The 26,916-nt window shown below is 47.8% G+C and carries 17 protein-coding genes, 2 tRNA genes and 1 pseudogene; 9 read left to right on the top strand and 11 right to left on the bottom strand.

Going from position 1 to position 26,916, the window contains the following annotated elements; translation table 11 throughout:
* Positions 1 to 27 precede the first annotated feature (27 nt).
* From KK078_RS20255 to KK078_RS20240, 4 genes are all read right to left on the bottom strand, one after another.
* Positions 28 to 1,011 carry an ROK family protein gene (locus KK078_RS20255; protein ID WP_254092134.1) on the bottom strand — a complete coding sequence of 328 codons (984 nt, stop codon included), beginning with the start codon at positions 1,009 to 1,011 and terminating at the stop codon, positions 28 to 30.
* A gap of 57 nt (positions 1,012 to 1,068) precedes the next feature.
* Positions 1,069 to 2,052, bottom strand: a complete 984-nt coding sequence (gene pfkA / locus KK078_RS20250; RefSeq protein ID WP_254092133.1) for a 6-phosphofructokinase — start codon at positions 2,050 to 2,052, stop codon at positions 1,069 to 1,071.
* Positions 2,053 to 2,111: 59 nt separating this feature from the next.
* A complete protein-coding gene (gene pgi / locus KK078_RS20245; RefSeq protein ID WP_254092132.1) occupies positions 2,112 to 3,764 on the bottom strand; it encodes a glucose-6-phosphate isomerase in 1,653 nt (550 codons plus the stop codon).
* A 286-nt stretch (positions 3,765 to 4,050) separates the two neighbouring features.
* Positions 4,051 to 6,351, bottom strand: coding sequence for a Tex family protein (locus tag KK078_RS20240; protein WP_254092131.1), 2,301 nt, complete (start codon positions 6,349 to 6,351; stop codon positions 4,051 to 4,053).
* Between the two features lie 82 nt (positions 6,352 to 6,433).
* Between KK078_RS20240 and KK078_RS20235 the strand changes: the two genes are divergently transcribed.
* From KK078_RS20235 to KK078_RS20225, 3 genes are all read left to right on the top strand, one after another.
* Positions 6,434 to 6,865, top strand: coding sequence for a methylglyoxal synthase (locus tag KK078_RS20235; RefSeq protein ID WP_254092130.1), 432 nt, complete (start codon positions 6,434 to 6,436; stop codon positions 6,863 to 6,865).
* A 254-nt stretch (positions 6,866 to 7,119) separates the two neighbouring features.
* Positions 7,120 to 7,193, top strand: a tRNA-Met gene (locus tag KK078_RS20230).
* 112 nt (positions 7,194 to 7,305) lie between these two features.
* Positions 7,306 to 7,377: transfer RNA gene (locus tag KK078_RS20225), tRNA-Glu, on the top strand.
* Positions 7,378 to 7,949: 572 nt separating this feature from the next.
* Here KK078_RS20225 and KK078_RS30845 read toward each other — a convergent pair.
* The 4 genes and pseudogenes from KK078_RS30845 to KK078_RS20210 all read right to left on the bottom strand — a co-directional run.
* Positions 7,950 to 8,885, bottom strand: a pseudogene (locus tag KK078_RS30845) (recombinase family protein); the annotation flags it as partial.
* 225 nt (positions 8,886 to 9,110) lie between these two features.
* The gene (locus KK078_RS20220; RefSeq protein ID WP_254092129.1) at positions 9,111 to 9,557 is read right to left on the bottom strand and encodes a 3TM-type holin; all 447 of its coding nucleotides are present in this window, start codon (positions 9,555 to 9,557) and stop codon (positions 9,111 to 9,113) included.
* Between the two features lie 18 nt (positions 9,558 to 9,575).
* Positions 9,576 to 11,174, bottom strand: a complete 1,599-nt coding sequence (locus KK078_RS20215) for a DNA repair protein RadA (RefSeq protein WP_254092128.1) — start codon at positions 11,172 to 11,174, stop codon at positions 9,576 to 9,578.
* Between the two features lie 29 nt (positions 11,175 to 11,203).
* Positions 11,204 to 15,898, bottom strand: coding sequence for a strawberry notch-like NTP hydrolase domain-containing protein (locus KK078_RS20210; protein WP_254092127.1), 4,695 nt, complete (start codon positions 15,896 to 15,898; stop codon positions 11,204 to 11,206).
* A 528-nt stretch (positions 15,899 to 16,426) separates the two neighbouring features.
* On the opposite strand from KK078_RS20210, the gene ligD reads away from it, so the two are divergent.
* Positions 16,427 to 18,397, top strand: coding sequence for a DNA ligase D (ligD, locus tag KK078_RS20205; RefSeq protein ID WP_254092126.1), 1,971 nt, complete (start codon positions 16,427 to 16,429; stop codon positions 18,395 to 18,397).
* On the opposite strand, the gene KK078_RS20200 is transcribed toward ligD, so the two are convergent.
* Entirely contained in the window at positions 18,398 to 18,613 is a 216-nt protein-coding gene (locus KK078_RS20200) for a hypothetical protein (RefSeq protein WP_254092125.1), read from the bottom strand.
* Positions 18,614 to 18,629: 16 nt separating this feature from the next.
* Positions 18,630 to 19,067, bottom strand: coding sequence for a hypothetical protein (locus tag KK078_RS20195; protein ID WP_254092124.1), 438 nt, complete (start codon positions 19,065 to 19,067; stop codon positions 18,630 to 18,632).
* 1,349 nt (positions 19,068 to 20,416) lie between these two features.
* On the opposite strand from KK078_RS20195, the gene KK078_RS20190 reads away from it, so the two are divergent.
* The 4 genes from KK078_RS20190 (at position 20,417) to KK078_RS20175 (ending at position 25,586) form a co-directional block, all read left to right on the top strand.
* Positions 20,417 to 21,649 (top strand): hypothetical protein, encoded by a 1,233-nt coding sequence (locus tag KK078_RS20190; protein WP_254092123.1) that lies wholly within the window; start codon positions 20,417 to 20,419, stop codon positions 21,647 to 21,649.
* A gap of 1,018 nt (positions 21,650 to 22,667) precedes the next feature.
* Complete coding sequence (locus KK078_RS20185; protein WP_254092122.1) at positions 22,668 to 23,021, top strand: hypothetical protein; 354 nt, start codon at positions 22,668 to 22,670, stop codon at positions 23,019 to 23,021.
* Positions 23,018 to 24,049, top strand: coding sequence for a hypothetical protein (locus tag KK078_RS20180; protein ID WP_254092121.1), 1,032 nt, complete (start codon positions 23,018 to 23,020; stop codon positions 24,047 to 24,049). Before KK078_RS20185 ends, KK078_RS20180 begins: the two co-directional genes overlap by 4 nt.
* 121 nt (positions 24,050 to 24,170) lie before the next feature.
* Complete coding sequence (locus KK078_RS20175; RefSeq protein WP_254092120.1) at positions 24,171 to 25,586, top strand: ATP-dependent nuclease; 1,416 nt, start codon at positions 24,171 to 24,173, stop codon at positions 25,584 to 25,586.
* 362 nt (positions 25,587 to 25,948) lie between these two features.
* Here the strand turns inward: KK078_RS20175 and KK078_RS20170 are convergent, their stop codons facing one another.
* Positions 25,949 to 26,269 (bottom strand): hypothetical protein, encoded by a 321-nt coding sequence (locus KK078_RS20170; RefSeq protein WP_254092119.1) that lies wholly within the window; start codon positions 26,267 to 26,269, stop codon positions 25,949 to 25,951.
* Positions 26,270 to 26,417: 148 nt separating this feature from the next.
* Here KK078_RS20170 and KK078_RS20165 point away from each other — a divergent pair, with 148 nt between their 5' ends.
* Positions 26,418 to 26,900, top strand: a complete 483-nt coding sequence (locus tag KK078_RS20165) for a hypothetical protein (RefSeq protein WP_254092118.1) — start codon at positions 26,418 to 26,420, stop codon at positions 26,898 to 26,900.
* The last annotated feature ends 16 nt before the right edge of the window (positions 26,901 to 26,916 follow it).

Here is a 26,916-nt window from a genome sequence, read left to right as displayed (position 1 = left end):
CGTTCATTCCGCGCAGGCAGTGTCTGGTTAGTACACTTCTTCTTTGAGCTGTTTGTTGTCGAGGTAGTTCCATACCAGGCTGCTGGCACCGATGATCGGTGCGGCCTGGTTCTGAAGACCTGACGGAAGGACTTTCACCTTGCCACGGAACAGGGGCATCAGGTTAGCCTCCATGTGTTTGATCGTCGGTTTGAAGATCAGGTCGCCGGCCAGAGACAGACCACCAAACAGGAAGATCGCTTCCGGGTCGGTGTGTACGACCGTTTCGGCAAGTTTCATACCGAGGATGCGGCCGGTATATTCAAAGGCGGCCAGGGCCACCACGTCGCCGCGTACGGCAGACTCGGTGATCATCTTGGTCGTCAGGTTGTCGAAGCTGATGCCGCGCAGCTCGCTGGGCTCGAGGTGGTCAGCCAGGAGCTTGTACACCGTGCGTTTAATACCGGTAGCCGATACATACGTTTCCAGGCAGCCGCGCTTACCGCAGTTACAGAAACGGCCGGCCGGGTTCACCGACGTGTGGCCTACTTCGCCTGCGATGCCGTGCTTACCGTTCAGGAGGATGCCGTTGCAAACAAAACCGCTGCCCAGGCCCGTGCCCAGGGTAATGACGACAAAGTCCTTCATGCCCTTGGCTGCACCGTACACCATTTCGCCTACCGCCGCCGCGTTGGCGTCGTTTGTCACGATGGCCGGAATGCCGAACTCTTCCTTGAACATATCGGCCAGCGGGATGATGCCCTTCCACTTCAGGTTGGTCGCACGCTCGATGGTGCCTTTGTAGTAGTTGCCGTTGGCAGCGCCCACCCCTACACCGATGATCTTGTGCGCAAAGGGTATGCTTTCGGTTGCTTTGCGCAAAGCAGCCGCCAGTCCGTTAAAATAGTCACGGAACTCTTCGTACTCTGCTGTTGAAATGCTGCCTTGAAAAACAACATTACCATCGCGGTCGACAATGCCATACTTTGTGTTCGTGCCCCCGATGTCAATACCAATGGTTAATTCTTTCATAGATAAAATTTGGGTTACTGATTGGTTTGGATTGGTTTGATAGATAGGTTGGTTTTATCAGATGGAAAGGATCTTTGCGATGCGCATCGACTCGGCGTCGATCTCATGATGTTTGCCGATGACGGTCTCGAACGAGCTGTAGACCATGTCATGGTTCTTTACGCCGACCATCACGCCGTTCTCGCCGTTCAAGAGGCCTTCAATGGCCGCCACGCCCATACGGCTGGCCAGCACGCGATCGAAGTACGTAGGAGAGCCTCCGCGCTGGAGGTGCCCCAATACCGTCACTTTTATATCGAAGTACGAAGAACGTTCGGCGACCTTTTTTGCCAGGGTGTGTGCATCGCCGATCTTCGAGCCTTCTGCTACGACTACGAGATTTGACTTCTTTTCAGTATCCTGTCCTTCGCCCAGGATCTTATACAGATCGTCGAACGACATGGTTTCTTCCGGGATGACCACGGACGCCGCGCCACCGGCAATGCCGGCGTGTATGGCGATGTAGCCGGAGTGACGCCCCATCACTTCAATAAAGAACAACCGGTTGTGAGAGAGAGCCGTGTCGCGGATCTTATCGATCGCTTCTACCGCCGTGTTGGTAGCGGTATCGTAGCCGATGGTATAATCGGTACCGGACAGGTCGTTGTCGATCGTGCCGGGGATCAGGATAGAGGGGACTTGATACTCTTCATAGAACTTGTGCAGACCGGTAAAGGTACCGTCGCCGCCGATGGCCACGAGGGCATCGATGTTGTGGCGCTTCAGTTGGTCGTATGCTTTCTTACGTCCTTCCGGTGTGCGAAACTCTTTGCTGCGGGCAGACTTCAGAACCGTGCCACCGCGTTGTAAGATGTTGCCTACAGCCCGGGCGTCGAGCGGTGCGATGTCACCATCGATCATACCTTCGTAACCTCGCATAATGCCGAAACACTCGAGCTTATAGTATGCACACGAACGCGCCACGGCACGGATGGCTGCATTCATACCCGGGGCATCGCCGCCCGATGTGAACACTCCAACCTTCAGAATTTTATTGCTCATTTGTCGAAAAAATCCATCAAAAATAATGGACGAGTTTAGTTTTACAATCAGTTATTTAATCAAAGAAACTTCAAACGTTTGAAATAGTTGATTAACCCATTCGTCGAAGCGTCGTGCGAGGTGATTTCTTCCGCCGAGGTGAGCTCGGGCAGGATTTTCTTGGCGAGTACCTTGCCCAATTCAACACCCCATTGGTCGAAGCTGAAGATGTTCCAGATCACACCTTGCACGAAGATCTTGTGCTCGTAGATCGCGATGAGCGACCCCAGCGTTTCCGGCTTGAGCTTGTGGAAAAGTATACTATTGCTCGGGCGGTTGCCTTCGAACACGCGGAACGGCGCATGGAACGCAATACCTTCGGTATCCATACCGGCATGTTTCAACTCGGCTTTTACCTCGTCCAGCGTCTTGCCCTTCATGAGCGCTTCGGTCTGCGCGAAGTAGTTGGAGAGCAGCTTCGCATGATGATCGCCTACGGGGTTATGACTGACGGCCGGAGCGATAAAGTCGCAGGGAATAAGTTTTGTGCCCTGGTGAATGAGCTGGTAAAAAGCATGCTGACCGTTGGTGCCGGGCTCGCCCCAGATCACCGGGCCGGTTTGATACAATACAGGCTGGCCGTCGCGGTCCACCTGCTTGCCGTTGCTTTCCATATTGCCTTGCTGAAAGTATGCAGCGAACCGGTGCATATACTGGTCGTACGGCAGGATCGCTTCCGAGGCCGCACCAAAGAAGTTGTTATACCAGATGCCGATGAGCGCCAGCACCACCGGAATGTTTTTCTCAAAGGGCTCGTTCCGGAAATGGTTGTCGATCGCATGCGCCCCCGAGAGCAGCTTCTCGAAGTTGCCGTAACCGATCGTGGCCGCAATCGACAGGCCGATCGACGACCACAGCGAGTACCGGCCGCCGACCCAATCCCAGAATACAAACATATTCTCCGGTGCGATACCAAACGCCGTGACGGCTTGCTCGTTGGTCGAAACAGCCACAAAGTGTTTGGCGACATCGCCCTTTCCGCCGGTCTTCTCCAGGAACCAGTCCTTGGCCGAAGCCGCGTTGGTCATGGTCTCCTGCGTGGTAAAGGTCTTGGAGGCGATGATAAAGATCGTGGTTTCGGGGTCGACGCGCTTCAGCACTTCGGCGATGTGCGTGCCGTCTACGTTCGAGACGAAGTGCGGCGTAATGGTGGTCCAATAGGGGCGAAGGGCCTCCGTCACCATGTACGGGCCGAGGTCAGAGCCGCCGATGCCGATGTTGACAATGGCCGACACCGGCTTGCCGGTATAGCCCTTCCAGGCGCCACCCAGCAGGCTGTCCGAGAACTTCTTCATCTGGGCCAGTACCTGGTTCACCTTCGGCATGACATCCTCGCCATCCGACAGCATCGGGTTGCCCGAGCGGTTGCGGAGCGCGACATGCAGCACCGAGCGGTCTTCGGTACGGTTAATGGCTTCGCCACGGAACATGGCGTCGATGGCGTCCTTCAGCTCAACCTCGTGGGCCAGGTTAAAGAGCTCTTTCAGGACCTCGTCGTTCAGGATGTTCTTGGAGTAGTCAACCAGGATGTCTTCGAATTTCAGGTGGAGCTTCCGGAAGCGTTCCGGGTCCTCATCAAAGAGCTCACGCATGTGCGTGGCCTGCATGGTGAGGAAAAGCGTTTCGAGCTTTTGCCATGCAGCAGTCTCGGTCGGATTGTGGTTTGGCAGCATAGATTTACGGTTGAGGATGCGAATATAGAAGGTTTGCGGATTTGGCAACGGCTACTCTTTTATGAATGCGTAGGTGATAAAAGTCAAGGCTTATTAATGCTTTAATAAATAGATGTTAATCATCTGATATTCTTGTTTTTATTATGTTTTAATAAAGTATTGCTAAAAGATTAAAGAAAGATTAAAAAGTGTAAGCGAAGGAATTAAAAAGCTACTAAATAAAAAGCGCAAGCCAGGGGAAACCCACCAGCTTGCGCTTCGACTAAATCCCCCGAAAGGGATCGTATTATTTCTTAAACTTACTCACCAGCATCGCCAGCTTCTCTTCCATTGAAACTTCCTTTTCCTTCGGCTTCTCGCCACGGTTATCGCGGCGCGGCCCTTTCTCGTTCTTACCAGCCTTACCGCCACCTTGTACCGGGGCTCCCTGGTCGGCAAACGGATCGCTCTTCATCGACAACCCGATACGTTTCCGCGGAGCGTCCACTTCCACTACCGTCACCTTCACCTTTTGCGCCACGGTAACAACCTCCTTCGGGTCTTTCACGAACTTGTCCGCCAGGTGGCTGATGTGGACCAGGCCGTCCTGGTGCACGCCGATGTCGACAAAGGCACCAAAGTTCGTCACGTTCGTCACGATGCCCGGCATGGTCATGCCGATCTTCAGGTCGCCGATCGTGTTGACACCTTCCGTAAAGCTAAAGATCTCGAATGTCGAGCGCGGGTCGCGACCCGGCTTCTCGAGCTCGGCTACGATATCGTTCAGCGTCGGCAGACCGACCTTGTCGGTTACATATTTCTTGAGGTCCAGCTGGCGACGCAGCTCGGCACTGCTCATCAGCTCGCGCACGGAGCAGCCCAGGTCGACGGCCATCTGGTTGACGATGGAATAACTTTCGGGGTGCACGGCGCTGGAGTCCAGCGGGTTCTCGGCGGCATGAATGCGCAGGAAGCCGGCGGCCTGTTCGAATACCTTTTCACCCAGGCGCGAGACCTTCATCAGCGACTCACGATCTTTAAAAGGGCCGTTCTGGTTGCGGTACTCCACGATGTTGCGGGCAAGCGCCGGCGTCAGGCCCGACACATAAGAGAGGAGCTCCTTGCTGGCGGTGTTGACTTCCACGCCCACGGAGTTTACGCAGCTCATCACCACGTCGTCCAGGCCCTGCTTCAGCTTTGTTTGCTCGACGTCGTGCTGATATTGTCCTACGCCGATCGACTTGGGATCGATCTTTACCAGCTCGGCCAGCGGGTCCATCAGGCGGCGGCCGATCGATACAGCCCCGCGCACGGTAATGTCTTTATCCGGAAATTCCTCCCGGGCCACTTCCGATGCCGAGTATACCGAAGCGCCGCTTTCATTCACCATCACCACGAGGATCTTATGCGGCAGGCCGATCGTCTTTACAAAAGACTCGGTCTCGCGGCCGGCCGTACCGTTGCCGATCGCGATCGCTTCGATGTCGTATTGTTCGCACAGCGCCTTGATGAGCGCGCCGGCCTTCGCCGTTTGGCGCTGGGGCTCGTGCGGGTAGATCACATCGTCGTAGAGCAGCTTGCCCTGACGGTCGAGAACGGTCACTTTACAGCCCGTGCGGAAGCCCGGGTCGAGGGCCAGTACATTGCGCTGACCGAGGGGCGCCTGCAGCAGCAGCTCCTTGAGGTTGGAGGCAAATACTTTGATCGCCTCTTCGTCAGCCTTCATCTTGGACTCCATGCGTACCTCTGTTTCCAGGGAGGGACGCAGCAGGCGTTTGTAGCTATCCTTGATCGCCAGCCGCACTTGCTCGGCGGCGGCGTTCTCTTCTTTTACGTGTTGACGCTCCATGGAGCTGATGGCCAGCTCTTCGGGCGGATAGATGTCGAGGGCGAGGATGCCTTCTTTTTCGCCGCGGCGCATGGCCAGCAGGCGGTGGGATGGCGTCTTGGAGATCGGCTCGCTCCACTCGAAGTAGTCTTTGTATTTCTGGCCGTCGTTCTCTTTGCCTTTCAGCACACGTGACTCTACCTGGCCTTCGGTCCAGAAGATCTCGCGGACGTTCTTACGCGTGTCGGGGTTTTCACTGACCCACTCGGCGATGATGTCGCGGGCACCATCGAGCGCTTCGTTCAGGTCGGCAACACCTTTTTCGCTGTCGACAAACGTTGCGGCAAACTCATCGAGGTTGAATTTCTCCTGGTTGAAGAGGCGCTGGGCGAGGGGCTCGAGGCCTTTCTCTTTGGCCACGCTGGCGCGGGTCTTGCGCTTGGGCTTGTAGGGCAGGTAAATGTCTTCCAGCTCGGCCAGGGTTTCGGCCGCCACGATGGACGACATCAGGTCCGGCGTGAGCTTACCTTGTTTTTCGATGGAGCTGATCACGGCCTCGCGGCGCTTGTCGAGCTCGCGCAGCTGTTCGATGCGGTCGCGCACAGCGGTGATCGCCACTTCGTCCATGCTGCCGGTCAGTTCTTTCCGGTAGCGGGCAATGAATGGAATCGTCGCGCCCTCTGCCAACAATTCGCCTACAGCTTTAACATATTTAAGGGGTTGCGAGAGCTCTTTTGCAATCAGATCTACCCAGCGGTTGAGATTCTCTTGTTCCATCATAGCGTTTCAAAAACAGGCTGGCAAAAATAGAAGAAGGAATGTAACCTGCAATGTGTATTTTTAGCCGGATTTGACTTTCGCCATGACCAAAAAACACATAGCCCTTGTGGCTCACGACAATAAGAAGAAAGAATTAATTGAATGGTCGAAGTCGCACCGCGACAGCATGCTGGCCTGCGAGGTCTTTGCCACCGGCACCACCGGCCGCCTGCTGGCAGAAGCCATCGGCATGCCCGTACACCGCTTACAAAGCGGCCCCCTGGGCGGCGACCAGCAGATCGGCGCGCTGATCGCCGAAGGCCGCATCGACGCCCTGATCTTTTTCTGGGACCCCCTGGCCCCGCTGCCCCACGACCCCGACATCAAAGCCCTGCTCCGCCTGGCCGTCGTCTGGAACATCCCCATGGCCTGTAACCGCGCCACCGCCGACCTGCTGTTTTCATCCCCGATATTCCTGGACGGTTACACCCGCGGGGTGCCGGATTTTACGGATTACAACAACCGGCCGTTGTAACGCGGGCCATCGTTTTGGGTGGGAGTAAAGTGGGGGATACTTCGCCCTTACCTAACGGTAAAGCGGCACTTAAGTCGCGTCGCCCTGCACGCCAAGCGTGGAAGCCGCTACTGCAAGGGGGCAAATGGCGGACCCAACGATTTCCTCTTTTTTGAAACAAATTCGCAGAAATCATTGGATATTGTTCCCGACTTCGTATGTTTGCGCTCCCAAAAACGGGACAGACGCAAGTCTGAATTGGAAGGGGAAAGTAGGGCGCGGTAGCTCAGGTGGTTAGAGCGTTGGATTCATAACCCAAAGGTCGGGGGTTCAACTCCCCCCCGCGCTACAAAAACAGAGTGAGTGTGAGAGCGAATGCGAACACAGTCACTCTGTTTTTTCTTCACTCTCGCGCTCACACTCAAACTGAGTTTACGAGCCAAGGTAGCAAAAACGAACAAGGTCCGTTCGTCTAGGGGTTAGGACACCAGATTTTCATTCTGGTAACACGGGTTCGATTCCCGTACGGACTACTTAACAGGAATGGGTGCTCAGATGAGCACCCATTTTCTTTTATAAACTGTTTAAATCCTTTCAGAACCGCGATTATTGCGCTTTCCTGAGCGGTTCGATAGTGAGAATTTTGAATGGTAAATTTCTTTCCGCACAGCGAACCAACGAGTTTTTGCTTGAGCGGCGTAGTCGCCTCTTCGTAGAATTTGCGCAAATTTTGGACTATATCAACGGTTGATCTAATGTACGTCATAGCGTCGCTCGCCGCGTCTGTCAGAGCTTTCAAATCGATTCTAAGTACTCTGACTTCAGCCAAATACCGCGGTCGTAATAGGTTGTAGCTTTCCTTGTCGACCAGATCATTGACGAATTTGTGCTCCAACCTTACAAGTTGTTCTTCCGCTGCTTTCAGCTTTTCCGTAAATAGTTTGATGTTTTGAGAACGGACGTTGTCCTGGTTTTGATAATAGTTTTCTTTTACTTTCAGAAAAAGATCGGCTATATCATCATCTATTCGCAGAGAGTCAAAGTAGTCCGACACTATATCGTGGGTTTTGATGGCTGACAGCCGAAAGTTGCATTTGCCCTGGCAGTGGTAATACCAGTAGTAAGCTGTGCGCCCTTTCGATGCGGAACTTGTCAGGGTGCCACCACATTCAGGACAATAGAAAAGGCCACGCAAAGGGGTTGCATCCTCCATTGCTTCGTAACGTCGCTTTGATACTTTGGCCGCTGGTGCCAACACATTTTGAACTTTATCAAAAAGCTCCTCCGGCACGATGGCTTGATGGACACCTCGCACAATTTGCTCCGGCTCAGACTTATATGCTGGCACATATACCCGTCCGCAATAGACAGAATTCTTGAGCATCGCAGGAAACCTTGATCTGCTAAGCTGAAGTCCTTTCTTCCACATCAACTTCCGAAGTTCCTGTTGTTCAAATAAGCCTGTCGAAAACCGCTCGAATGCTTCACGCACAAGCGCGGCTTCGCTCTCGTTCACCATCAGGATCGGCTTATTCTCCAAATCTCGTCCATTCTTATACCCTACCGGAGCAATGCCGATCCAACGTCCGCTTTTCCAACTTCCTCTTATCCCATTTACGACATTCTGTGCCCGTACCTTATTGTCCACTTCTGGCATAGCCAGATATACAGCCAGTAATAGGTAGTTTTGCGGAATGGAGAAGTCTATCCACTCTTCGACGGCATTTACTTCTATCCCGATAGCTGCAAATTTTTCAATTTCTGCTAAAGCATGGCCAACGTTCCTGGAGAATCGATCCCACTTTGTGACCAATACATAGTCAATTGAATGCTTGTTGGCTTTGCAATATTTAAACAGCTCTTTATAGGACGGTCGATTGAAATTTTTGGCGGAGTGATCCTCGATAAACGTTCGATCAACTGTCCACCCTCTTATCTCGCAACTCTTGTTCAACACAGCTTCCTGGTGAGGAATGGAATAGCCCGATTTACGTTGTTCGTCCGTTGAAACGCGGGGATAAATAACAACTTTTTTGCTCATACAATTTTCTGACTTTTAAGGGGGAAATTCAAGCCTTTGTCTGGGTAGATTCCCATCTTTGTTTACGGTTATAAGATAGTCTAATTCTGCGAGAATATAAAGTGATTCCCGAATTTGGCTAATTTGCTCGTCCGTGAAGTTTCTCCCCCTCTTTTTCAGGAAGTCTTTAAAGAAACTTAGTGAAAGTTTTTTGCCTTCTTCCATAATACTGCACCCTCACGATACCTATACTTTCTTTTTCGTGGTTGCTAATACCGGAGCAAGCTTATCGGTGATTTTTTCCAAGGATCTCCCCGCGACATAACCCGTAACGCCCATCTCAATAAGCAACCAGATGTGATCGTCAAGCACGGTTGTAGGCATCCCAAAATAAGGAACGAGCACATAGTTATTGAAGACTATAAACATGCACATCACCATGAGGCTGGGGCGCCAGTTTCGTTGAAGCCAGCTCTCGCCCTTTGTTTCCGACTCGACGATTTTTGATTGACTTTCCAGAAGTTTTCCTTCGTAAGCAAGGTATGCCCCTTCCATTTCAAGGATTAATTCTTTATACCTCAGTTGCAGCGAAAGCTTCTCGTCGGACTTGTCGATCTTGTCAATGGTATTGCCGATGGCTTCGATCGTTTCCTTAGCGCCTCTTCCCAAAATTTTTCCGATGAAGTTTGACATATATATGTTTGTTTTAGTTTATGTTTCTTGGAATTGTGCAGGCGTCGTCCGAAAATACTGCCAGAAGTTGAAAGAGCCGAAAACACCATACCGATTTCGGTAGACCGTGACAACGCCTTTTGTGACCTCGGCACCAATCTGTACTAAGTGTTCCCAATCCTTTCCGCCCCGATAGTCGCCAGCTTTCGTGTGCTGGAGAACCAGGATAAAGCCGGTGCCCGGGTATTCTTTGATCATTCGTTTGAAGTCGCTGATCTTTAATCCCAGGTCATTGACAGAATCGATAATGACAAAGTCGAAAAGCGACAAGTCAGGCTCGTCGATGTTACCCCAAAAGCCGAGCCGTTCAGGCTTGACAGGCATCAATACATCGAGCTTCTTTGAAAGAGTTTTCGAATCATGTTCCTCGCTAGAAACGTAAAGGACATTTCCGAAGTGGTTAGCGAGATATTCAGCAAACTTCAAGAGCAGAATGCTCTTACCGGCGTGCGGTTCGCCATGAAACATCATGGAGAAGTTTTTCTCTGGCTTACCAAACAACGAGAGCCACGGATGAGTGAAGTTCAAAACATCAAATTCACGCTCAGCCATTTCTCGGGCGCTTATTACCCCGTTCAGCCCTTTGTCGTAAACTTTAGCTCTCTTGCCAGGTAAGTACCTGGAGACACCTGAGTTGTAGTCATCTATTGCTTTTTCATGTTGATCATTTTTCCTCGCCGACGATTTGATGCAGCCACAACTGTTCACGATTCCCTCAAGGCCGTTTAGTGCAACCTTCGCAATCTTTAATTTGTTGCCACCCCGCAGCTTCTTCACCGAATTTTGGATAGCCTTTACGTTATCATAATACGGGTCTTCGTTTGCCACTTTTTGGCTTTTTATTGCATTCTCAATTTGTTTTAGGAATGAACCGAGGACGTTATCTGGAAGCTCCTTGCCCTGCATGCCTATATAGCGTTTAATGATCTGTATGGACGGATAAACTTGTTCGCCGCCTGCTATTGATACAAGACGAGGCAAATCTTTATCACTAATTTTAATATCTAGAGTGTCGCCTTTCGCCTCATTGTACGCGTCGACTAGCTTGTCCTGGATCATTTGAATTTCTTCGCGAAACGGTGACGTTTTTCTGATAATTCGTTGAGCAATTGCCCTCTGCAGCGACTTAACAAGGCTCAGAATTGCACTAGGTAATTTTCTTTTATTGTGCAGCGCCACGAAACGTCGAATAAACTTTACTTCGTCACGAATTTGTTCAACTCGTTTTGTGTCGCGCTGACTATGTGACCTCTTAGTTTTGTTCTGTTTGTCGGGCCTGTGTTTTTTAACAGCACGCCGCGCACGGTCAGATTTGACTGGCAAATTTTCGGTTTTCGGTGGTGCTTTCTCTTTCAAATGCTCGGCGAGCTTTGCCAGATACAAGTCGATTGTTCTCCTGATAGGTTCGCTTTTATGGTACAAGCTCCAGTCGGAAAAGTTATTCGTAGTTTTTACGACAAAGTCGTGGCTCTTTCGAAATGTTTGTGGCAAGCTTTGCACGTCATACTCTGACGCGAAGCGTGCGTAACCCTGTTCGTTCAAAAGGGCGATATATCCACTATTTGGTCGTTTGCTCATATTTTGTGCGTATGATTATATTGATCGTTTTATAATTCAAGTAGCTCAAGCTCTAGTTCGAGAGCTATTGCTTCCAACTCCAATTCGCTTGGTGGGGATGGCAGTGTCAATGGCGGCGGCGGTGGCACTCGCTCTCGCGGCGGTGGTAGGTTCATGTTAACAGTCTTGCGAGGTGCCTTCGCCGGTAGTTCCTTTTGAATGAGGGCAAATTGCTCTGGTGTCAGCGAGACTGTGTCGTTAAAATCTTTTTGAAGGATGCTCACAAATTCATCAATTTGATTTACGGATACTGCTGCTGCCATCGAGTTGCCCGTCTTTTCAAAATTTCCGCCGTCAACCAAATTCAGGATTCCGGGATGCAGGTACAGATCTCCGCCCTTGGCGCGGCTTGCCGCGACGATAATCTTGTATCGGTCTGCCTGGCGAAAGAAAGAAACGCCGACGTTGGTAAGAAGTTGGCGGCCAATAGGAATCGCACGTATTAAGTTGATCGATCGGGCGATAGGAACGATCACCTTTTGATTTTTCTCTTCCTTGGGATTCCAGCTTTCGGGCATCAGTATGCCTTTTTTGATGTTGCCATCAGCCGTCGTATAGCTGACGAGTTTTCCGTTGAATGAACCGTACGCCTGTAATAAGTTGCCGGTAATAATGTAGCGCACCTTTCGATCAGCGGCACTCGTTTTAATCGCTTCCTCCCATTTATTTAAGACGGTTTCTATATTTGCTGTCTTATCCAATGACATACTGGCGCCGATAATGGCGGTGACATCTTTCGTGTAACTCGCAGGCATGGCGATATACTTGCTGCTATTGCTGATTGCAAAACGAAGTCGTATCGCGCTCGGTGCGTAGGGGTTTTTGCGTTTTTCGTCGATCACGAAGCCAAGGAACACCGAATAAATTAATTCTTGTGCGCCATCGAAAGTCACGATCGGGTAATACAGCTCACGTCCAATATGAAAGAAGTTCAGGAGGTTCAACATATAGGTCTTTCGTGCGCGATATATCTCCGTTATGCGATCCTTAGCAAGTGCCTCTAACGAAGTAAATTTGTCATTTTGGTCAACGACACCGAGCGCCGTTTTAACCGCGTCGTTGACAGCTGCGTCGACGAGCGTTTGGTCGTCCTTCTTCAAATCCGTTTCCCTAAGTCGCTCATACTTCTTCTTGTTTTCCGCCAATTCTTGATTGAGCGCATTACTCAAATAAGTCTCAAATTCGTCTTTGATCTGCGTTTGGATCACTATGGCATCGCGAGCATCTAGTGATTCCGTCAACAGGTTCTTCAATTCCGGAGCCGTGAAAGGTTTGCGGAGCACGTTTGCCATCACAGTCTCGAGAATGGAATCGTCTCCGAACTGACTGCGGCCTCCTTTGCCCATTTTTATGACGCTGCTTTTCAACGTCTCCGTCGCCAAGTCCATAGCCTCCACTTCAAGGTCATATTCGTCAACTTGTTTCAGGTACTCAATCAACTCGTTGTACCGAGTACTAATTTCGGTGTAAAAGTCGTGCTGCATTTTGGTGGAAAGCACCGCCACTCGGCCGGAAACTTTATGCGCCGCGTCCTCGACATACTCTTCTGGCTGTCTTGTTGAAAGAGACAATGGGTCGTTGAGCCGCCTGTTTACGTCTTGGTTCTCACGAAGGTATTCTGTCACCACCCTGTCGCCGTATTTGTTCAAAAAGTCTGGAACATCCAGTATTTTTGTGCTAGACTTTTGGTTGGAAGTTGTATTTGCGTCAAGTGATTTCAGCTTCTTTTGTAACATCATCATCAATCGCATTTCAGCCGGGATCGCAGAGTTCACATAATCATAAATCGGCTTAATGATTTGCCCGGTTCGGTTCACGCGGCCGCGCTTCTGCACCTCCGTGTTAATATCCAGTTCAGCCTGGAGTACAATCATCACCCGTTGTTTTACCTGCTCTTTAGGAACCTTATTTGTGACTATTGCGTGGGCTGAAGCTCCGGTGCTCCCAGATTGGTTTATCATTAATACATCTACTTCGTTATTGTTAAACTGTCTGAATGCATCGTTGGTGTTAATTTTCTTTCGGGCAAGAACGAGTGCCTTACTTCCCTTTTTGTTTAATTGAAGTGTGAATTTTCTCCCGGTTACTTCGGCCACCGAATAGCCAGCCTCTTCAATTTTCGCGATTACAACGTCGATCGGAGATATGGTTATCCCAGTGGACACCGATTTGATGTGTTTCCTGATCCGGTGGTATTCGGCCTGTGCTTGGGATGAAAACTCAGTGATGTCAAACACCTTGTGTTCTCTATCGCCGGCCGCATCGGTTTCCGTGTAACGCAATACTCCGTCGAGGCCACGTTGAAGTACTTCTGCAAAGTCAGCATCTAGTGTGTCTCCATCGCTGACAGGTTGCCCGTGGTCGGTTTCCATCTGTTCAACGAAGCTCCCCATTGTGCTTGCAAATGCTATCACAGGCTTTTTGCCTTCTTTCAGGCGTGCGATTGCTCGATCGGCTACCGAGCCGGCTTTGATACTGAATAACATCTGGTTTATTACGTTGAAGACTTTCGAGACAAATGGCTGGTTGTCTACACCGGCCTGCGAAGTGCCTTCCGTTAGTGTGCTCTGTTTCCCTTCTGGAGCTAGGATATGGTCGAGTCTTTCGACCTCTGGATTGATGTAGTGGCGCTGGAAATCGATTATATCCCGCAGTATCGAGGTTATGTTGTCTGCGATAGCCTTATGCTCTTGCTCTTTGTCGTATAATGTAATGTAGTTTACCTCAACTCCTTCAAATGATCGTTCACGCCGCAGCATTTGCCCTTCGGCCACAAGCTGGCTTGATAATACCTCTTGCAATGCTACACCTCCGTGATTAATCGCTTCGACCAACTCGTCCCTGGTCATGCTCGCTTCTTGGATCGCTGTCTTCATGGCATAAATGGGCATATTGTCGGGGCGTTTTGCAAACGTAGCAGACAGAAATAGTACGCCTGCCGCTTTTGAAATAACGGATTGTAAGAGGCTGCCTACGTTACTCGCGCCCGAGGCGTTGTGTGCCTCGTCGAGAATCATGACCGTATCTTTCGCCACGGATTGGAGGAAGCCTGGCTTTATGGGTTTCTTCTCAGGTGAGTTGAATTGCGAGTAGGTTGCCAGGATGAAGTCGTAGTTGGCTGGTAGCAGTTTTTCTCTGAATATTCTTTCCTGCTCCGAGGTGGGCGGAGCCTGAAAAATAATTTGACCGTCCTCGTCTTTAATATCGGTTTTACTTTCACGGTTATTTACAATGAACGGTACCAAGTGTGCCGAGCCTATGGCCGCCAGGTCGCGGTATATGTCGGAAAAGAGGTTGGCTTTTTCGGTGAGGAACACCGGTCGTTTTCCTCGCAGTACACCATAACGGATTACTGCCGAGGCGATACGTCCCTTGCCGATGCCCGTTTGGTCGCCAATAATCATCCCACCTCCCTGTTCAATATTATGTACCGCCAGCGCCACTGCATCGATTTGTTCTGCGGAGAGTGCTTGACATAGCTCGTATTTCGTGTCGTATCCGAGTTTGCCGCGTACGTACTCGTCGATGTCTCCGCCGACTTCTTCTTTTAGTCGGTAGACGGCTGTATGCGCCTCGTAGCCCATGCTATCGGGTATAACTGTATCAAGTACGACACAGGCATCACTAGCCGGGTTATAGGGCATACCAAGCTCTTCGTTGGCATCCAACAATGTGAGTTCCAACTCCAAGGCTTCTGCTTCCAATTCAACTACACGTTTCATTTTTACTTGATTTCTTGGACGTACATGGGGAATGATCCTTTCGAACAACGCTTCGAACGTTTCGATAACTTGATCCCGAGACACATCGGCTAAAGGCGCAGCACCTTCAGGTATACCCTTTCTCCCGGCAATAAGGATTAGTCTGATTCTTACGCCAGTACCTTGACGCGCGTATAGTTTGCGGCCATTGATATTAACTACATCGTCCACATGATAATGACTATATAGGTAGTTCATGAAGAACCTGTTGGGTCCCTGTTGAAGCCTTCCCTTTTTATCAAAACGGTTATGCCCGCCAATGATGATCGCTGCCTTGCCCTCGTCGCGCATTGTTTGAAGCGCAATCAGCGCCATGTGATGCTCCAGAGCACCGATCGTGAATCCGTCAAACTTCAGTTTGGGTATTTCCCCAAATGGCGGGTTTGTGAGTACTGCATCAAAGTGATTGCGCAGCATTATAAACGGGCGCGCACCGTCTTGCATTAGTACCTGTCGGTATGCCTCCCTCCGAAGGTTTGCAAGCCGTACTGTATCGATTTCATTTACTGTAACGTTTGCTGGATTTGCTGCTATAGTCAGTAGTCCATTGCCGGCTGAAGGTTCAAATATGGATATATCTTCGTCGGCATTGACGTATAAGCCGGCCAGATACGCAATGGGTGCAGGAGTGCTGTATTGTTGGAGGCTTACGCTATGGCTCGTGCGGTGAGAGAGATTCGGCTGGGCATTGTACAGTTCTACGATCTTCTGATACTTTGTAGCTATCTCAAGCGAAGTGACGGTGATCTGCCTTGCGGCCCTGATCAAAGCTGCTTCTGTAAGTTCTTTTACCGCCGTTTTATTTGCAATGTTGAATTGTAATGCAAGCTTCTCAAGCGTAAGCTTAGTATGTTTCACATGCCCGGCGAGGTCACCGGCGACTCGTGAAATAAACAGCTCTTGATTGTCAACCACGGAAATCATGCACGCAATGTCGCATCGGGGCAACAAGTGCGTTTTGCATTTTTCTCATTGAGGACTAACTATGCAAGAATCCGTTCGATTTTTAGTTATTTTTTCGGATTCTTTCGGTCTTATAGCACGCGACAACCGGCCCTCTCTCATGTGATGATTTGTTACTACAACGCAAACATTTGCAACAGTTTAACCATTTTCAAAAAAAGTCAACTTTTTTCAACAATAGTCAATAACACCGTTGTACATATAGGAGGCTCCTCGCTGAGAGCCGGTACGGTTACAGTACAGAAGAACGAAATTTCACTTAATTGGCACTGCTCCCGGACAGTCGCCGGCCAACAAGATCCGTTGCGTTGCCTTTGAACAGATTTCTTCGCCGGGTGTCTTACGCTTCGTTCGGCAACTTGTACTTCTGCTTTGTCTTGACGTACCTCCGATAACGTTGAGTTTTTGTTGGCGGAGAAATTTTCGTGCCAGCACACGTCCGCGGCGTTTCTAAATCCTGATGGGCATTCTTTTTTTGTGGACGTCGCTATGACGAAGAAAGTACAAGCCGACAAGGTTGAAATGCCTACCGGAATTAAGCCAATGCTTTGCACGCTGATTCGTAAGCCGTTTAACGACCCTGAATATCTGTATGAAGTCAAATGGGACGGATACCGCATCATAGCATATCACGACGGAAAGGCCGTTAGACTCGATTCGCGAGGGGGACTTGACTACACGCGGAAGTATCCACCGATTGTTGAGGCGCTGAAAATGCTAAAGCGCAAGGTGATATTCGATGGAGAGGCGGTTGTCTTAAACAAAGAAGGCATGCCCGACTTTGATGCACTCCAAAAGTTTAATGGCCATACGAGCGGTGTTCACTATTACGTTTTTGACATTTTATGGCTGGACGGGAAGAATGTCATGGGACTGCCGCTTATTAAACGCCGGGGGCTACTAGCTAAGGTCATCGGAAAAAGGAGCGACGTCATACGAATCAGTGAAAGTTTTGACGCAGGGAGTGAACTCTTTAATTTAGCTAAGGAGCGCGGATTGGAGGGGATTGTAGCTAAACGGCGGGATAGCGAATATGTGCCTAATCAACGAGGATCGGCGTGGTTTAAGATACCAACCGTGCAGCGGCAAGAATTCGTCATCGGCGGGTGGGTGGAGTCAGATCGACGACATTTTCGAACTCTGTTATTTGGCGCTTACAAAAAGGGTAGACTTGAATGGGTAGGCCATGCTGGCGGTGGCTTTAAGGACAAAGAAATGCCGGTTATTCTGGAGCGGCTTAAAAAGCTAGAAACTAAGAAGAGGCCGTTCGCCACCGCTGTAGAATATGACGGCATTGCACACTGGGTCAAGCCGGAACTGGTCGCTAACATTCGGTTTGCTACAATGACTAAATCAGGCAGGATTAGAAAGCCGGCGATATTTGAGGGCTTCCGGGAGGACAAGATGCCGGCGCAGGTAGTTTCGGAGATTGCTATGGAGTCATCAGTGGAGCAAGTCGCCGACTCTAACAATGCCATTGAAAAACGTAAACTCCCAACAATGCCCGGTAGTAATTGGCCTGAGGTTGAGAAAGAAAAGATCGTGGAGCAGGAGGAGTTCAATATTGGCGATTGTAGTATAATGCTGTATAATGTTGAGCGCGAGATTTGGAAGGGAATACCGAAGGCGACGCTCATTCAATATTACAATAACGTCTCTAAGTTTATTCTTCCTCACCTAAAAAATCGGCCACAGACGTTGCTGCTTAAACCAAAAGGTGCGTTTGGCAAAAACTTATTCATTAACGATATGGAGGGCCGACAGCCCGGTTGTGGGAAGATCTTTCAAGCGGATAGGCTTCATCCGAAAGAAGGAAAACGAAACGTCATAGACTATATCGTGTGCAACAACCTCGGGACTTTGCTCTATCTGATTAACGTGGGATGCGTGGATTTGAACCCGTGGACATCCACGATACTCCACCCCGATGAACCTGACTACGTTGTGCTTGATCTCGACCCTTCTGACGGAGATTTTCAGAAAGCAGTTCAAACTGCCAGAGAGATAAAGAAGTTTCTGGACACAAAAAAGCTTGTCGCGTTTGCGAAGACAAGTGGCAAAAGTGGCATTCACATTTTTATCCCTTGTAAAGGATTCCAACATGCTGATACGAGGAAACTTGCTGAGCTGATATACGGACAAATTCACGGCCGACTTCCGGATTTGACGACAGTACAGGAAAGTAAGAACCATCGTGGGGATAAAGTGTTTCTTGATCCGCATCAGAACGACTACCGCCATACAATGGCCGTTGCCTACTCCGTGCGCCCAAATAAACGGCCAACTGTGTCCACACCGCTGGACTGGAGAGAGATCAAGGCGACCCTCGATGCAGAGGATTTTACAATGGACACAATTCTTCTAAGAATTAAGAAAAAAGGTGACTTGTTCAAAGGAGTGCTCGATCCCAATGTTGCCAATCAAAATACCAGGATACTAAAAAGGTTGATGATCGGGTAATTAGTCATCCCCCAGGTATGGCTCCATCGTCGACTCCTTCTCAGGATCATATCGCTCAATGACGACTGAAAGTTTATAAATTTTGCCATCATCGCCTTGTAATTTTTGGATTTCTATTGTGTCGCTCACCGGCTGCAAATCTGTCTTGTCAATCATTCCGTTATGCAGCAGTTCCTGAGTTTTTTCAATCAATAGTGTTAAATCGCAGTTTTCCATGCTAAATACTTTGCCACTATCCTCTAAAAAGGCATTCCCGTGGTGGAAGACAAAAAAGCCGCTGGCAAGTCCAATTATTGCAAGTATTGCTCCCAATGTGTGTGTCGGTGCCGACGAGAATGCGTGAAATCTGTTCGTCTATCTGCCTTTCGAAAGGCTCATCCGAAAGAGCAATTAGATCCGTTTGTTGAATTTCGTCAAGAATCTCCGGGACATCCTGTAGGCGAACTTGATTGCATTTTAGTTCTTCAAGCAACATCCGAATGAAACGCACCTGGCTGACGGTGGGAAATTTGTGGAATCGACATTCCACATAATTCTCTAGTGCTGCATTTGCCTGCAAAATGAGCTTGTTCCGATGCTCTGTTAATAATCCGGAGATGATCTTGGCAGTCACCTCTTCACCAAAGTTTTCAACTCCCTTGACACCCTGGTTGGTTATGAATCTTTTCATACTTTGATAGGGTTTGTTTTTTACACAAAACTAATTAAATTAGTTTATTAAAACTAATGAAATTAGATATTTAATAACTCATTGAATTAGCAAGAATGAGGGCGTCTATGGACAAATATGAAATGCTTACGCTCGAAATATTGGCTAACTGGCGGCTATCGGGAGTTACTGTTGTACTTTACTAGGATGTCGGGAAGGGCTGACTCTTTATCGTATAACGTCCTATGATCCATTTTTGACGTCCAACAAAGAGGTGACGGTTCCGATCCATGAGCCATTAGCTTCTGAAGCTGCGAGTGAAGTCGAAGGAATTTTTTCTATGTCCTCAAAGACAATATTGTTATTTAGTTTTTAAGGTGTCAGTAGATGTAATAGGTTATTGAACCTAGGGGAACAACGATTTATGCTTCAGCAATAACGTGTAAGAATGTCGGTGCCGCCAATGTTCATTCCCAAGACGGAACAGACCGATGTGCACATAGGCGGCTACCTCATTTGCTTCTTTTACGGAACACATCGACAAGAAAAATCTTTATGTAAGTTTAATGTAATATCCGCCAACAATATCAGGTACTTTCGTGTACTAAATCGGTTTAGTGACATGAGATCCATCTGCGACACAGCAGAAACAAAAGCGATTTTCTCTCGTTTGTTTGTACACTATATATCTTTCATTGAATAATTGACGTTACAACGGTATGAATGTTGCATAAACATTCCGGTAAGGATATCGTTACTTTTTTTTAGGCCATACATTTTGAGTTAAAGGTTTTAGCTATTACGCATAGTTGGGGAGTAATGGGCGTTGGTTGCGAATAATCGGGGACTATTACTGGTTATTTTGCTGTCTTCTCAAGCAGAATGTCAACTTGTAGGCCATAACGATCAATCGGCACCAAAACGTTTTTGTAATAGAGGTATGCTTTTGTACGACGCGAGCAACGTAAGAATTGAATACCAAGAAGAGTCTGGAATACTGGTGTGTGTGTGGATCGGTTTCCAGACAGATGAACAGATTGCGGTTACCGGTCAAGTCATACTTGATCTAATTCACGAGCGACGCATTACCAAAATTCTTAACGACAACAGAGAGGTTATTGGCCTTTGGGCGGACGAATGGACAAGAGACGTTTGGTTTCCCAAGGTGAGAGAAAGCGGAGTGAAAAAATTCGCATGGATATTTTCGGAGAACATTTTTGCGCGTATGTCGGCGCGGCGTGCCGCGATCGCCGGCACAACTACCAGACCTCTTACAATTAGAGACTTCCGAACAACTGATGCTGCTATGAAGTGGCTATTGGATGTTTGAATGAATTGTTCGAATAATCTTCAGTCTAACCAAATCGCCTATGCTCCCCTCCAACCAACCTCGTCTGGCTGCCGCATTGTCGGCAGATTATCTGCAGGCACTAACCCAGCTCGAAAGAGTAATTAAAACAGACATTGAAATGATGGTAGATCAGAACTATCATTTCAAGGATGACATGCTAAAGTCTTTCCAAAACGAAGTTACGATTATCGTCAATGAAGTAAAAAATGTGTTAGACTGCTCCGACCAGCATTTGCATGACAAGGAAGAAGAGGAGTTCGTACAATACCACCAGCTTGCATTAATCCGTTTGGCTGGTAGCCTTGCAAACTACGTAATGTCACCTAGCCAGCAGGATACGTCAGTCCGGGAAGTGGTGAAGTACCTATATTTGGAAGTCCAGGATTTACTCATTTTTATCCGAAAAAGATTTCCTGATCGTATTGCGCAGAATGCGTGGATACCGGACAACTCGCGTTGGATCATAGCGATAAACATAAAACCGACAGTAGATGAGTTACGCGCAAAATTAAACGCCTTGGGTGTGGACGAGCGCCTTGCGACCATCGTGTTGGCAAAGCTTGACGAACTCGTCGATGGCAGCATAGATGATTTCTACTACTACGAGATCACATATCTGTTGGAGTTTGCCTATGAGCTGACACGATTTCGTGCAGAGCAGGGTGACGCAACAATGGCCCTCTTGCGGCTTGTATATTATTTAAATTATAATACGCACGAGTGCTACGAATATATCATTAAGACGCTCGAACAGGCGGCCTCGGAAGCTGATAATAACGTAGATCGGATGGCGATATTGCGCCTCGCGCAAAAGGAATTGAACCAGATCGTGACTAAGCCGGGCTTCGCGCGAAAGCGTGATAGGGCATCACTGAAAACGGAGATCGGCCGCTGGCTCGAAGAAGAGATACGCTTCTGCGATGTGGCCACGCCCCAGGTAGCCCCGGAACTGAACGGCATGCGAACGGATGAGCCCTTCCAAACAGACCTGACCGTTGCCGAGATCGCATACTTTTTGAAACTGCTAATTGAGTTGGGAATAATCAAAGCACGCCGGCGCATTGCCAAAATACTGCGATTTATCACAAAATATATTTCTACCGATAACACAGATTCAATCTCGTTGCAAAGTCTTAGCAACAAATACAATAAGCCAGACGGGAAGACGATGGAATCAGTTAAAGTAATCTTACTACGCATGGTTGGCCGAATTGATGCGGATGTTGACAGGATCTACGGGATAAAAAAGTGATCGGTTTCGCGGAAAACGTTCGATTTACTCATTTTTTCTGCGTTTACGATATTGGTGGGTAATTAACCCCACCCAATACACACTTTCGGCATAGCTGTTCTTGGTGCTTCATTTGAAAAAAAACACATGGAAAGCTCTAAACACGTTCCCTTAAAACCGTACTCAACGCAGCAATTAGCGCAGATCTACAGAGTATCGAATCCTACTTTTAGAAAGTGGTTGAAGCCGTTTCTCAGTTTAATAGGCGAGCGCCAAGGGCACTTTTTTACAATAAGGCAAGTTCAAATAATTTTTAATAGCTTGGGTTGGCCGGATGAGGACGAATAAATACCGGATGAGGACGAATAAATACCGGATGAGGACGAATAAATAAAGTCACATCTAGCAGATCCAACGTTAATCCTTAACTACACTGAGTTCTCCATAACACTTATTGATATTGTTACAGTCAAATAATATAAACCGTTGGAAATCGCCGTTTTATCAATGATCCTTGCGAATCGGCGTTTACGAAGACGACTGTTGGAGTATAACAAAAGGCCCCCCAAATTAGAGGCCACGGACAAGGGTTGAGACCGCTTAAATCGATCAGAATTGAGCATTTTGGGAACGTGAAAGCTACAAATGCATTTTATGGCTAAAGACGTACATTGAATTGTGCTACTTTGACAGCGGCATATAAACCTACCAAATCGGCTATAAATACTGCTTAGACTGCTGTGAATATTGTTTGAGACGGTTTCCTCCAACGTCACTTTTCTTATCCATATTTTACTTGTCCAATATTTTGACACAAGTTTGTACCAGCGTCGTTCTTCTAGAGATCGATTCCCGGGTATTTTTCGAAACCGTCTCAAACATTTCAAATTTTTGCATTGGCATTTGTCGCTTTTATTATATTTGCATATTCGAGCCCATCTATTCGGACAAAGTGTGTCCGGTAGATGGGCTGTTTTATTTCCCTTAGCAGTCTATTAAAATCACAAATGAATCAGAAATGAATCCAAAATGAATACTTATGAATCCTGAAATATCTTTCATTCTCGTCGCCTGCTTTGGGGCGTCCTGCCAGGAGATAATCCACTGGTTTGAACTCAGGAAGAAATTGGATACCGAAAATCGAAAGGTGTTAAAGTCGAAGTTCTATTGGCTAATCACATTCCTTATGATTAGTATTTCTGGTGTTGGAACTTGGCTATTTTTCTATGACCAAGGAAACCCTATGGGAAAGAACGTGCAGATGGTTTTGGGCGCAGCATTCCCTGCGCTCTTTAAGAAAGCTGTGGATGCTTTCCAACGCCGTGATCTCGGTGGGTACGCTTCCAAGCGATCATTTTCACTTCATGACGTTTCGAAATTCTACTTTAAATGAAATATCCAGTTTATTTTTTCCGGTTTTGGCTAACGCTAGTATTAATGCTAGCAATAAACATAGCATCATTCGGCCAGGTCGTAAAAGTCATACTGAAACTGTTCGAGAGTGTTGATGGAAAAAAAATGATTTATGTTGCTGAAAAGCGGGGAGAATCATATATGAGCAGGAAAACTTTCGAATCAAATCAATTGTACGACGTTTTGAAAAAGAAAATAGGTAGTAGCGAAGTGTGCTATGATGAGGCCCGAAAAATTATTAAGGATTTTGAAGAGAGTGGCAAAATCTCGACATACGAAAAGGAGTTACTCGAACAAGAGGCAACGAGAAAGGCGATGGTGGAGATCGATTCCCACGTTGTTGGAATGAATCGCATGAGGAAGCTATTAGAAAGGAAAGTTGTTCCCATTACACGCACCGGTTTGGAAAATATAAAGCATAGCAACGTTTTCGTTTCGCTACCTTCGGATGATAATGAGTTTATAAATATATTCAATGAATTTAATGCATCGCATGCTGTAGATGCTTTCATTTTAAGAAAGGGCTTAGAGCATTGTGGAAACACCAATGTGCTTCTTCCAAAAACAGCCGCTGATATACTATCTTCGATTCCCAAAAGTAACGAACATAACAAGGCCATTATCATTATCGGTCACAATGAAGACGGCGCGATAAAGTTCCCAGATAAAAGCAAACTAAAAATCAGCGATCTTGATGCTCTTGCACAAAAGCATTCGCGAGTTATTGTATACCTATCTTGTAATTCCGCATCGTTTACTTCTAATCCGGCGACGGGATATTTTCTGACATATGACCAAGCAATAAACGTTGCAAATCGGCTCGATTTCTTTGTGCCTAATCCGTTAATGGCAAGTCATGATCATATCCGTGAGGAGTTTCAAAAGATTGTAGATACATACGGGAAGAGCAGTGAGGCGCAGTTCTACCTTCGGGTCACTGTTGTAGGTGCTTCGGTAGGCGCGCTGGGATATCGCCTTTATCGAATAAGAAATAGGGAACCTGAATGACGGTAGACGTATGTTTGAAAGCGCGCTCAGTTGCCCGATGTTTGGACAGTGGCTAACATTCCAAATTCGGAGCAATTTGAAATCATCTCATTGAAAATCTACTTTATTTTCCACATTATTTATGGCATTTCATTCCATGGCGTTACAGGGTTTCCGGGGGTTTGGATTTACACAAACAATGACGTTTGCAATTCCAAACGGGCTGCCTGGGAGCGGTATAACAATCATTGTTGGCCCTAATAATTCCGGCAAAACCACCATAATCGAAGCATTTCGTGCTGTTTCCATGAGAATGCAACCTGGACCCAGTATAACAGAGGGAAGAAGAAATAAATCAACCGATGCCGTTGAAATACAACTTTTCGATGAGGCTGGAAATTCCGTTACCCTAAAGTCGGTAAAGCCGGGTGGAAGTGAAACACAGTTCAGTGAAAATGGGCTTTCTCGAAAAGACCTAAACGTATTTGTTGTCAGATCCCGACGTGCATTTAGCCCCAAATTTATGAAGGGAGGGTACACGAGAGAGACTTTGTTGAACAATGATAGTATAGGAGCGATACGAGGTGAAAACTACAATTCGTTCTATCAGCGTCTATTTCAAATCCAACTGGACCCAGCAGCGTTCAACGAATTGTTAAACAAAGTGATCGATCCGGTACCCCATTGGACAATAGATCAAACAGATTTTGGCGACTACTATGTTAAATTCAACTTCGACGGACACATACACAATAGTGACGGAGCTGGAGAAGGCCTGCTTAGTGTTTTTACGATCATAGACGCATTTTACGACTCGAAACCTGGCGATGTCATTGTGATCGACGAGCCGGAGCTTTCGCTCCACCCGTCATTGCAGAGAAACATCTGTTCACTATTGAAGAAACTGTCTGCTGACCGCCAAATCGTGATAGCTACGCATTCTCCGTTTTTTGTTGATTGGGAATCTTTCATCAGCGGAGGAAATATAGTAAGAGTAATCAAAGAAGGTGGAAGCAGCATAATACATGAAATAGATGGAAGCTTGAGGTCAAAAATCAAAGCATTGTTCGATAATCGGAACAACCCTCATATCCTTGGGCTCGACGCAAGAGAAATTTTCTTTCTAAGTGATAACATCCTACTTGTCGAGGGACAAGAGGATGTCGTCTTTTTTAAACGCCTCACAGAAGTGTTGGCTGTTTATTTGAGGCCTGCAATATATGGATGGGGAATCGGCGGTGCAGGTAACATGGACACGATTCTACGGCTTCTCAAATCCTTGGGATTCAAAAAGGTCTCATGCGTTTTAGATAATAACATGCAATACCTTGCAACAAACCTTCAAACCAGTTTTAAGCATTACAAAATTTTTGTTCAGCCAGCGGATGACATCAGAGATAAAAATCCAACTTCCGTAAAGCGGGCTGTCGAAGGACTGATGGATTCGAACGGCAATAATGTGAAACCTCAATACGAAAAGGCTGCTAGGGCTCTGTTAGCTCAAATAAATGAGTTCCATTCGCAAAGCGCCGGCCTGGAAGTTGGAAAGGACAGCTAGAATTGTTGCCGTGCCTAACTGATTGAATGACTTGATCCTAAGCAATAAAATGCGGCTTGCACGGCAATGTTCTGTGTGGAAATGTAAAATGGCGTCCATGTTGTACGGCAGTGCAGAAATCGTTTAAGAACGGCTGGAAATAGTATGATCAAAACATCAAGTTTTGGCTGAAAGGGCGTGCGGCCCATCGCGAGTGTTATACTCTTCCCATTGATATTCGCTTGTGATTGAAATTTGAAGTCACTTAATATTACAATGGCAACTACCAAGCGATTAAATTCCACCTAACGCGCGAAACAAATCATGGTAATCTAGTAGCTGTCCGTACAGGTCACCGGTGTCGCAACTATTGTATGGCACAACTAATCAACGTTACGCCGCAGTTTTATTTTTTTTAACAATACAAGAATGATCGTGCCGGGCCACCCATTGTGTTCCATTGCAATCGACGTCCAAGATCTTTTGAGAAAGATCAAAAGAAAATGTGAAATATTGAGCGCGATAACTTCCAATTGACAACGTTTGGTAAAATTCCGAAAGGTGCGTCTTGGGCGCGGCGCATCTTTGATTCCATGAATGACGGACAAATGAATATTGGAGGAGGAAAGGGCAACGGCGTTGTCTTCCTTTTCGGCGCGCTGTTCAGCGTGATTACAAATTTCGCAAGCGTTCTGCTTGACCATGTATTTGAGGCAGTGGTTGGCGGTATGATTCTAATCCTTTTCAGAGTGATAGGCGATGAGATCGAGGTGTGGCTAAAGAAGCAGTACCAAAAGTTCAAAGGCTTCTGGCGGGCGCTTCGGAATAACAAACACAATCCTCCACGGGGCGATGGCAATCGGTAACTACGTGATGATGGGAGCCGGCGCGGTCGCTTTGGTTTTTGGGGCGAGGTATGTGATGCGGCTGAACCGGCTCTCTTCTGAACTGGAAGTGGTAACGAAGGTTTCCATATACAGAGTGACGATCAGTGGAATTGATTTGCGGATTGAAGTGACCTTGAAAAATCCATCGGGTGGTAGCGTGAGCGTGAAGCATCCATTTGTAAAGATCATGCATGGAGAAAGCACGCTTGCTTCGTCGGCCATGAAGGACACAGATATGCAGATTCCGAAGTTTAGCGAAGTAACGCTTGACCCGGTTATCTTGAATGTGGGCTTTCTGCCACTAGCCACGTCCGCGCCTGCACTACTGAGGGAGTATCGGAAGACCGGACAGCTAACGATAACAGCTCGGACGGTGACGACGATTAACAATAGCATTCCATTTACAAAGAACGATTCGATAAAGCTGGGGACTGGTATCCCCGCATGAGGTTAGGTAATGTGAA

Source organism: Dawidia soli, assembly GCF_018598185.1.
Lineage (GTDB): Bacteria > Bacteroidota > Bacteroidia > Cytophagales > Cyclobacteriaceae > Ohtaekwangia > Ohtaekwangia soli.
Note: the sequence above shows the minus strand (reverse complement) of the source record. Positions and strands in the feature narration are given on the sequence as shown.

Bases quoted from the DNA above. Each gene is read 5' to 3' on its own strand.
- KK078_RS20255 (WP_254092134.1), bottom strand. From the start codon at position 1,011: ATGAAAGAATTAACCATTGGTATTGACATCGGGGGCACGAACACAAAG.
- pfkA (WP_254092133.1), bottom strand. From the start codon at position 2,052: ATGAGCAATAAAATTCTGAAGGTTGGAGTGTTCACATCGGGCGGCGAT.
- pgi (WP_254092132.1), bottom strand. From the start codon at position 3,764: ATGCTGCCAAACCACAATCCGACCGAGACTGCTGCATGGCAAAAGCTC.
- KK078_RS20240 (WP_254092131.1), bottom strand. From the start codon at position 6,351: ATGATGGAACAAGAGAATCTCAACCGCTGGGTAGATCTGATTGCAAAA.
- KK078_RS20235 (WP_254092130.1), top strand. From the start codon at position 6,434: ATGACCAAAAAACACATAGCCCTTGTGGCTCACGACAATAAGAAGAAA.
- KK078_RS20220 (WP_254092129.1), bottom strand. From the start codon at position 9,557: ATGTCAAACTTCATCGGAAAAATTTTGGGAAGAGGCGCTAAGGAAACG.
- KK078_RS20215 (WP_254092128.1), bottom strand. From the start codon at position 11,174: ATGAGCAAACGACCAAATAGTGGATATATCGCCCTTTTGAACGAACAG.
- KK078_RS20210 (WP_254092127.1), bottom strand. From the start codon at position 15,898: ATGATTTCCGTGGTTGACAATCAAGAGCTGTTTATTTCACGAGTCGCC.
- ligD (WP_254092126.1), top strand. From the start codon at position 16,427: ATGACGAAGAAAGTACAAGCCGACAAGGTTGAAATGCCTACCGGAATT.
- KK078_RS20200 (WP_254092125.1), bottom strand. From the start codon at position 18,613: ATGGAAAACTGCGATTTAACACTATTGATTGAAAAAACTCAGGAACTG.
- KK078_RS20195 (WP_254092124.1), bottom strand. From the start codon at position 19,067: ATGAAAAGATTCATAACCAACCAGGGTGTCAAGGGAGTTGAAAACTTT.
- KK078_RS20190 (WP_254092123.1), top strand. From the start codon at position 20,417: ATGCTCCCCTCCAACCAACCTCGTCTGGCTGCCGCATTGTCGGCAGAT.
- KK078_RS20185 (WP_254092122.1), top strand. From the start codon at position 22,668: ATGAATCCTGAAATATCTTTCATTCTCGTCGCCTGCTTTGGGGCGTCC.
- KK078_RS20180 (WP_254092121.1), top strand. From the start codon at position 23,018: ATGAAATATCCAGTTTATTTTTTCCGGTTTTGGCTAACGCTAGTATTA.
- KK078_RS20175 (WP_254092120.1), top strand. From the start codon at position 24,171: ATGGCATTTCATTCCATGGCGTTACAGGGTTTCCGGGGGTTTGGATTT.
- KK078_RS20170 (WP_254092119.1), bottom strand. From the start codon at position 26,269: ATGGTCAAGCAGAACGCTTGCGAAATTTGTAATCACGCTGAACAGCGC.
- KK078_RS20165 (WP_254092118.1), top strand. From the start codon at position 26,418: ATGGCAATCGGTAACTACGTGATGATGGGAGCCGGCGCGGTCGCTTTG.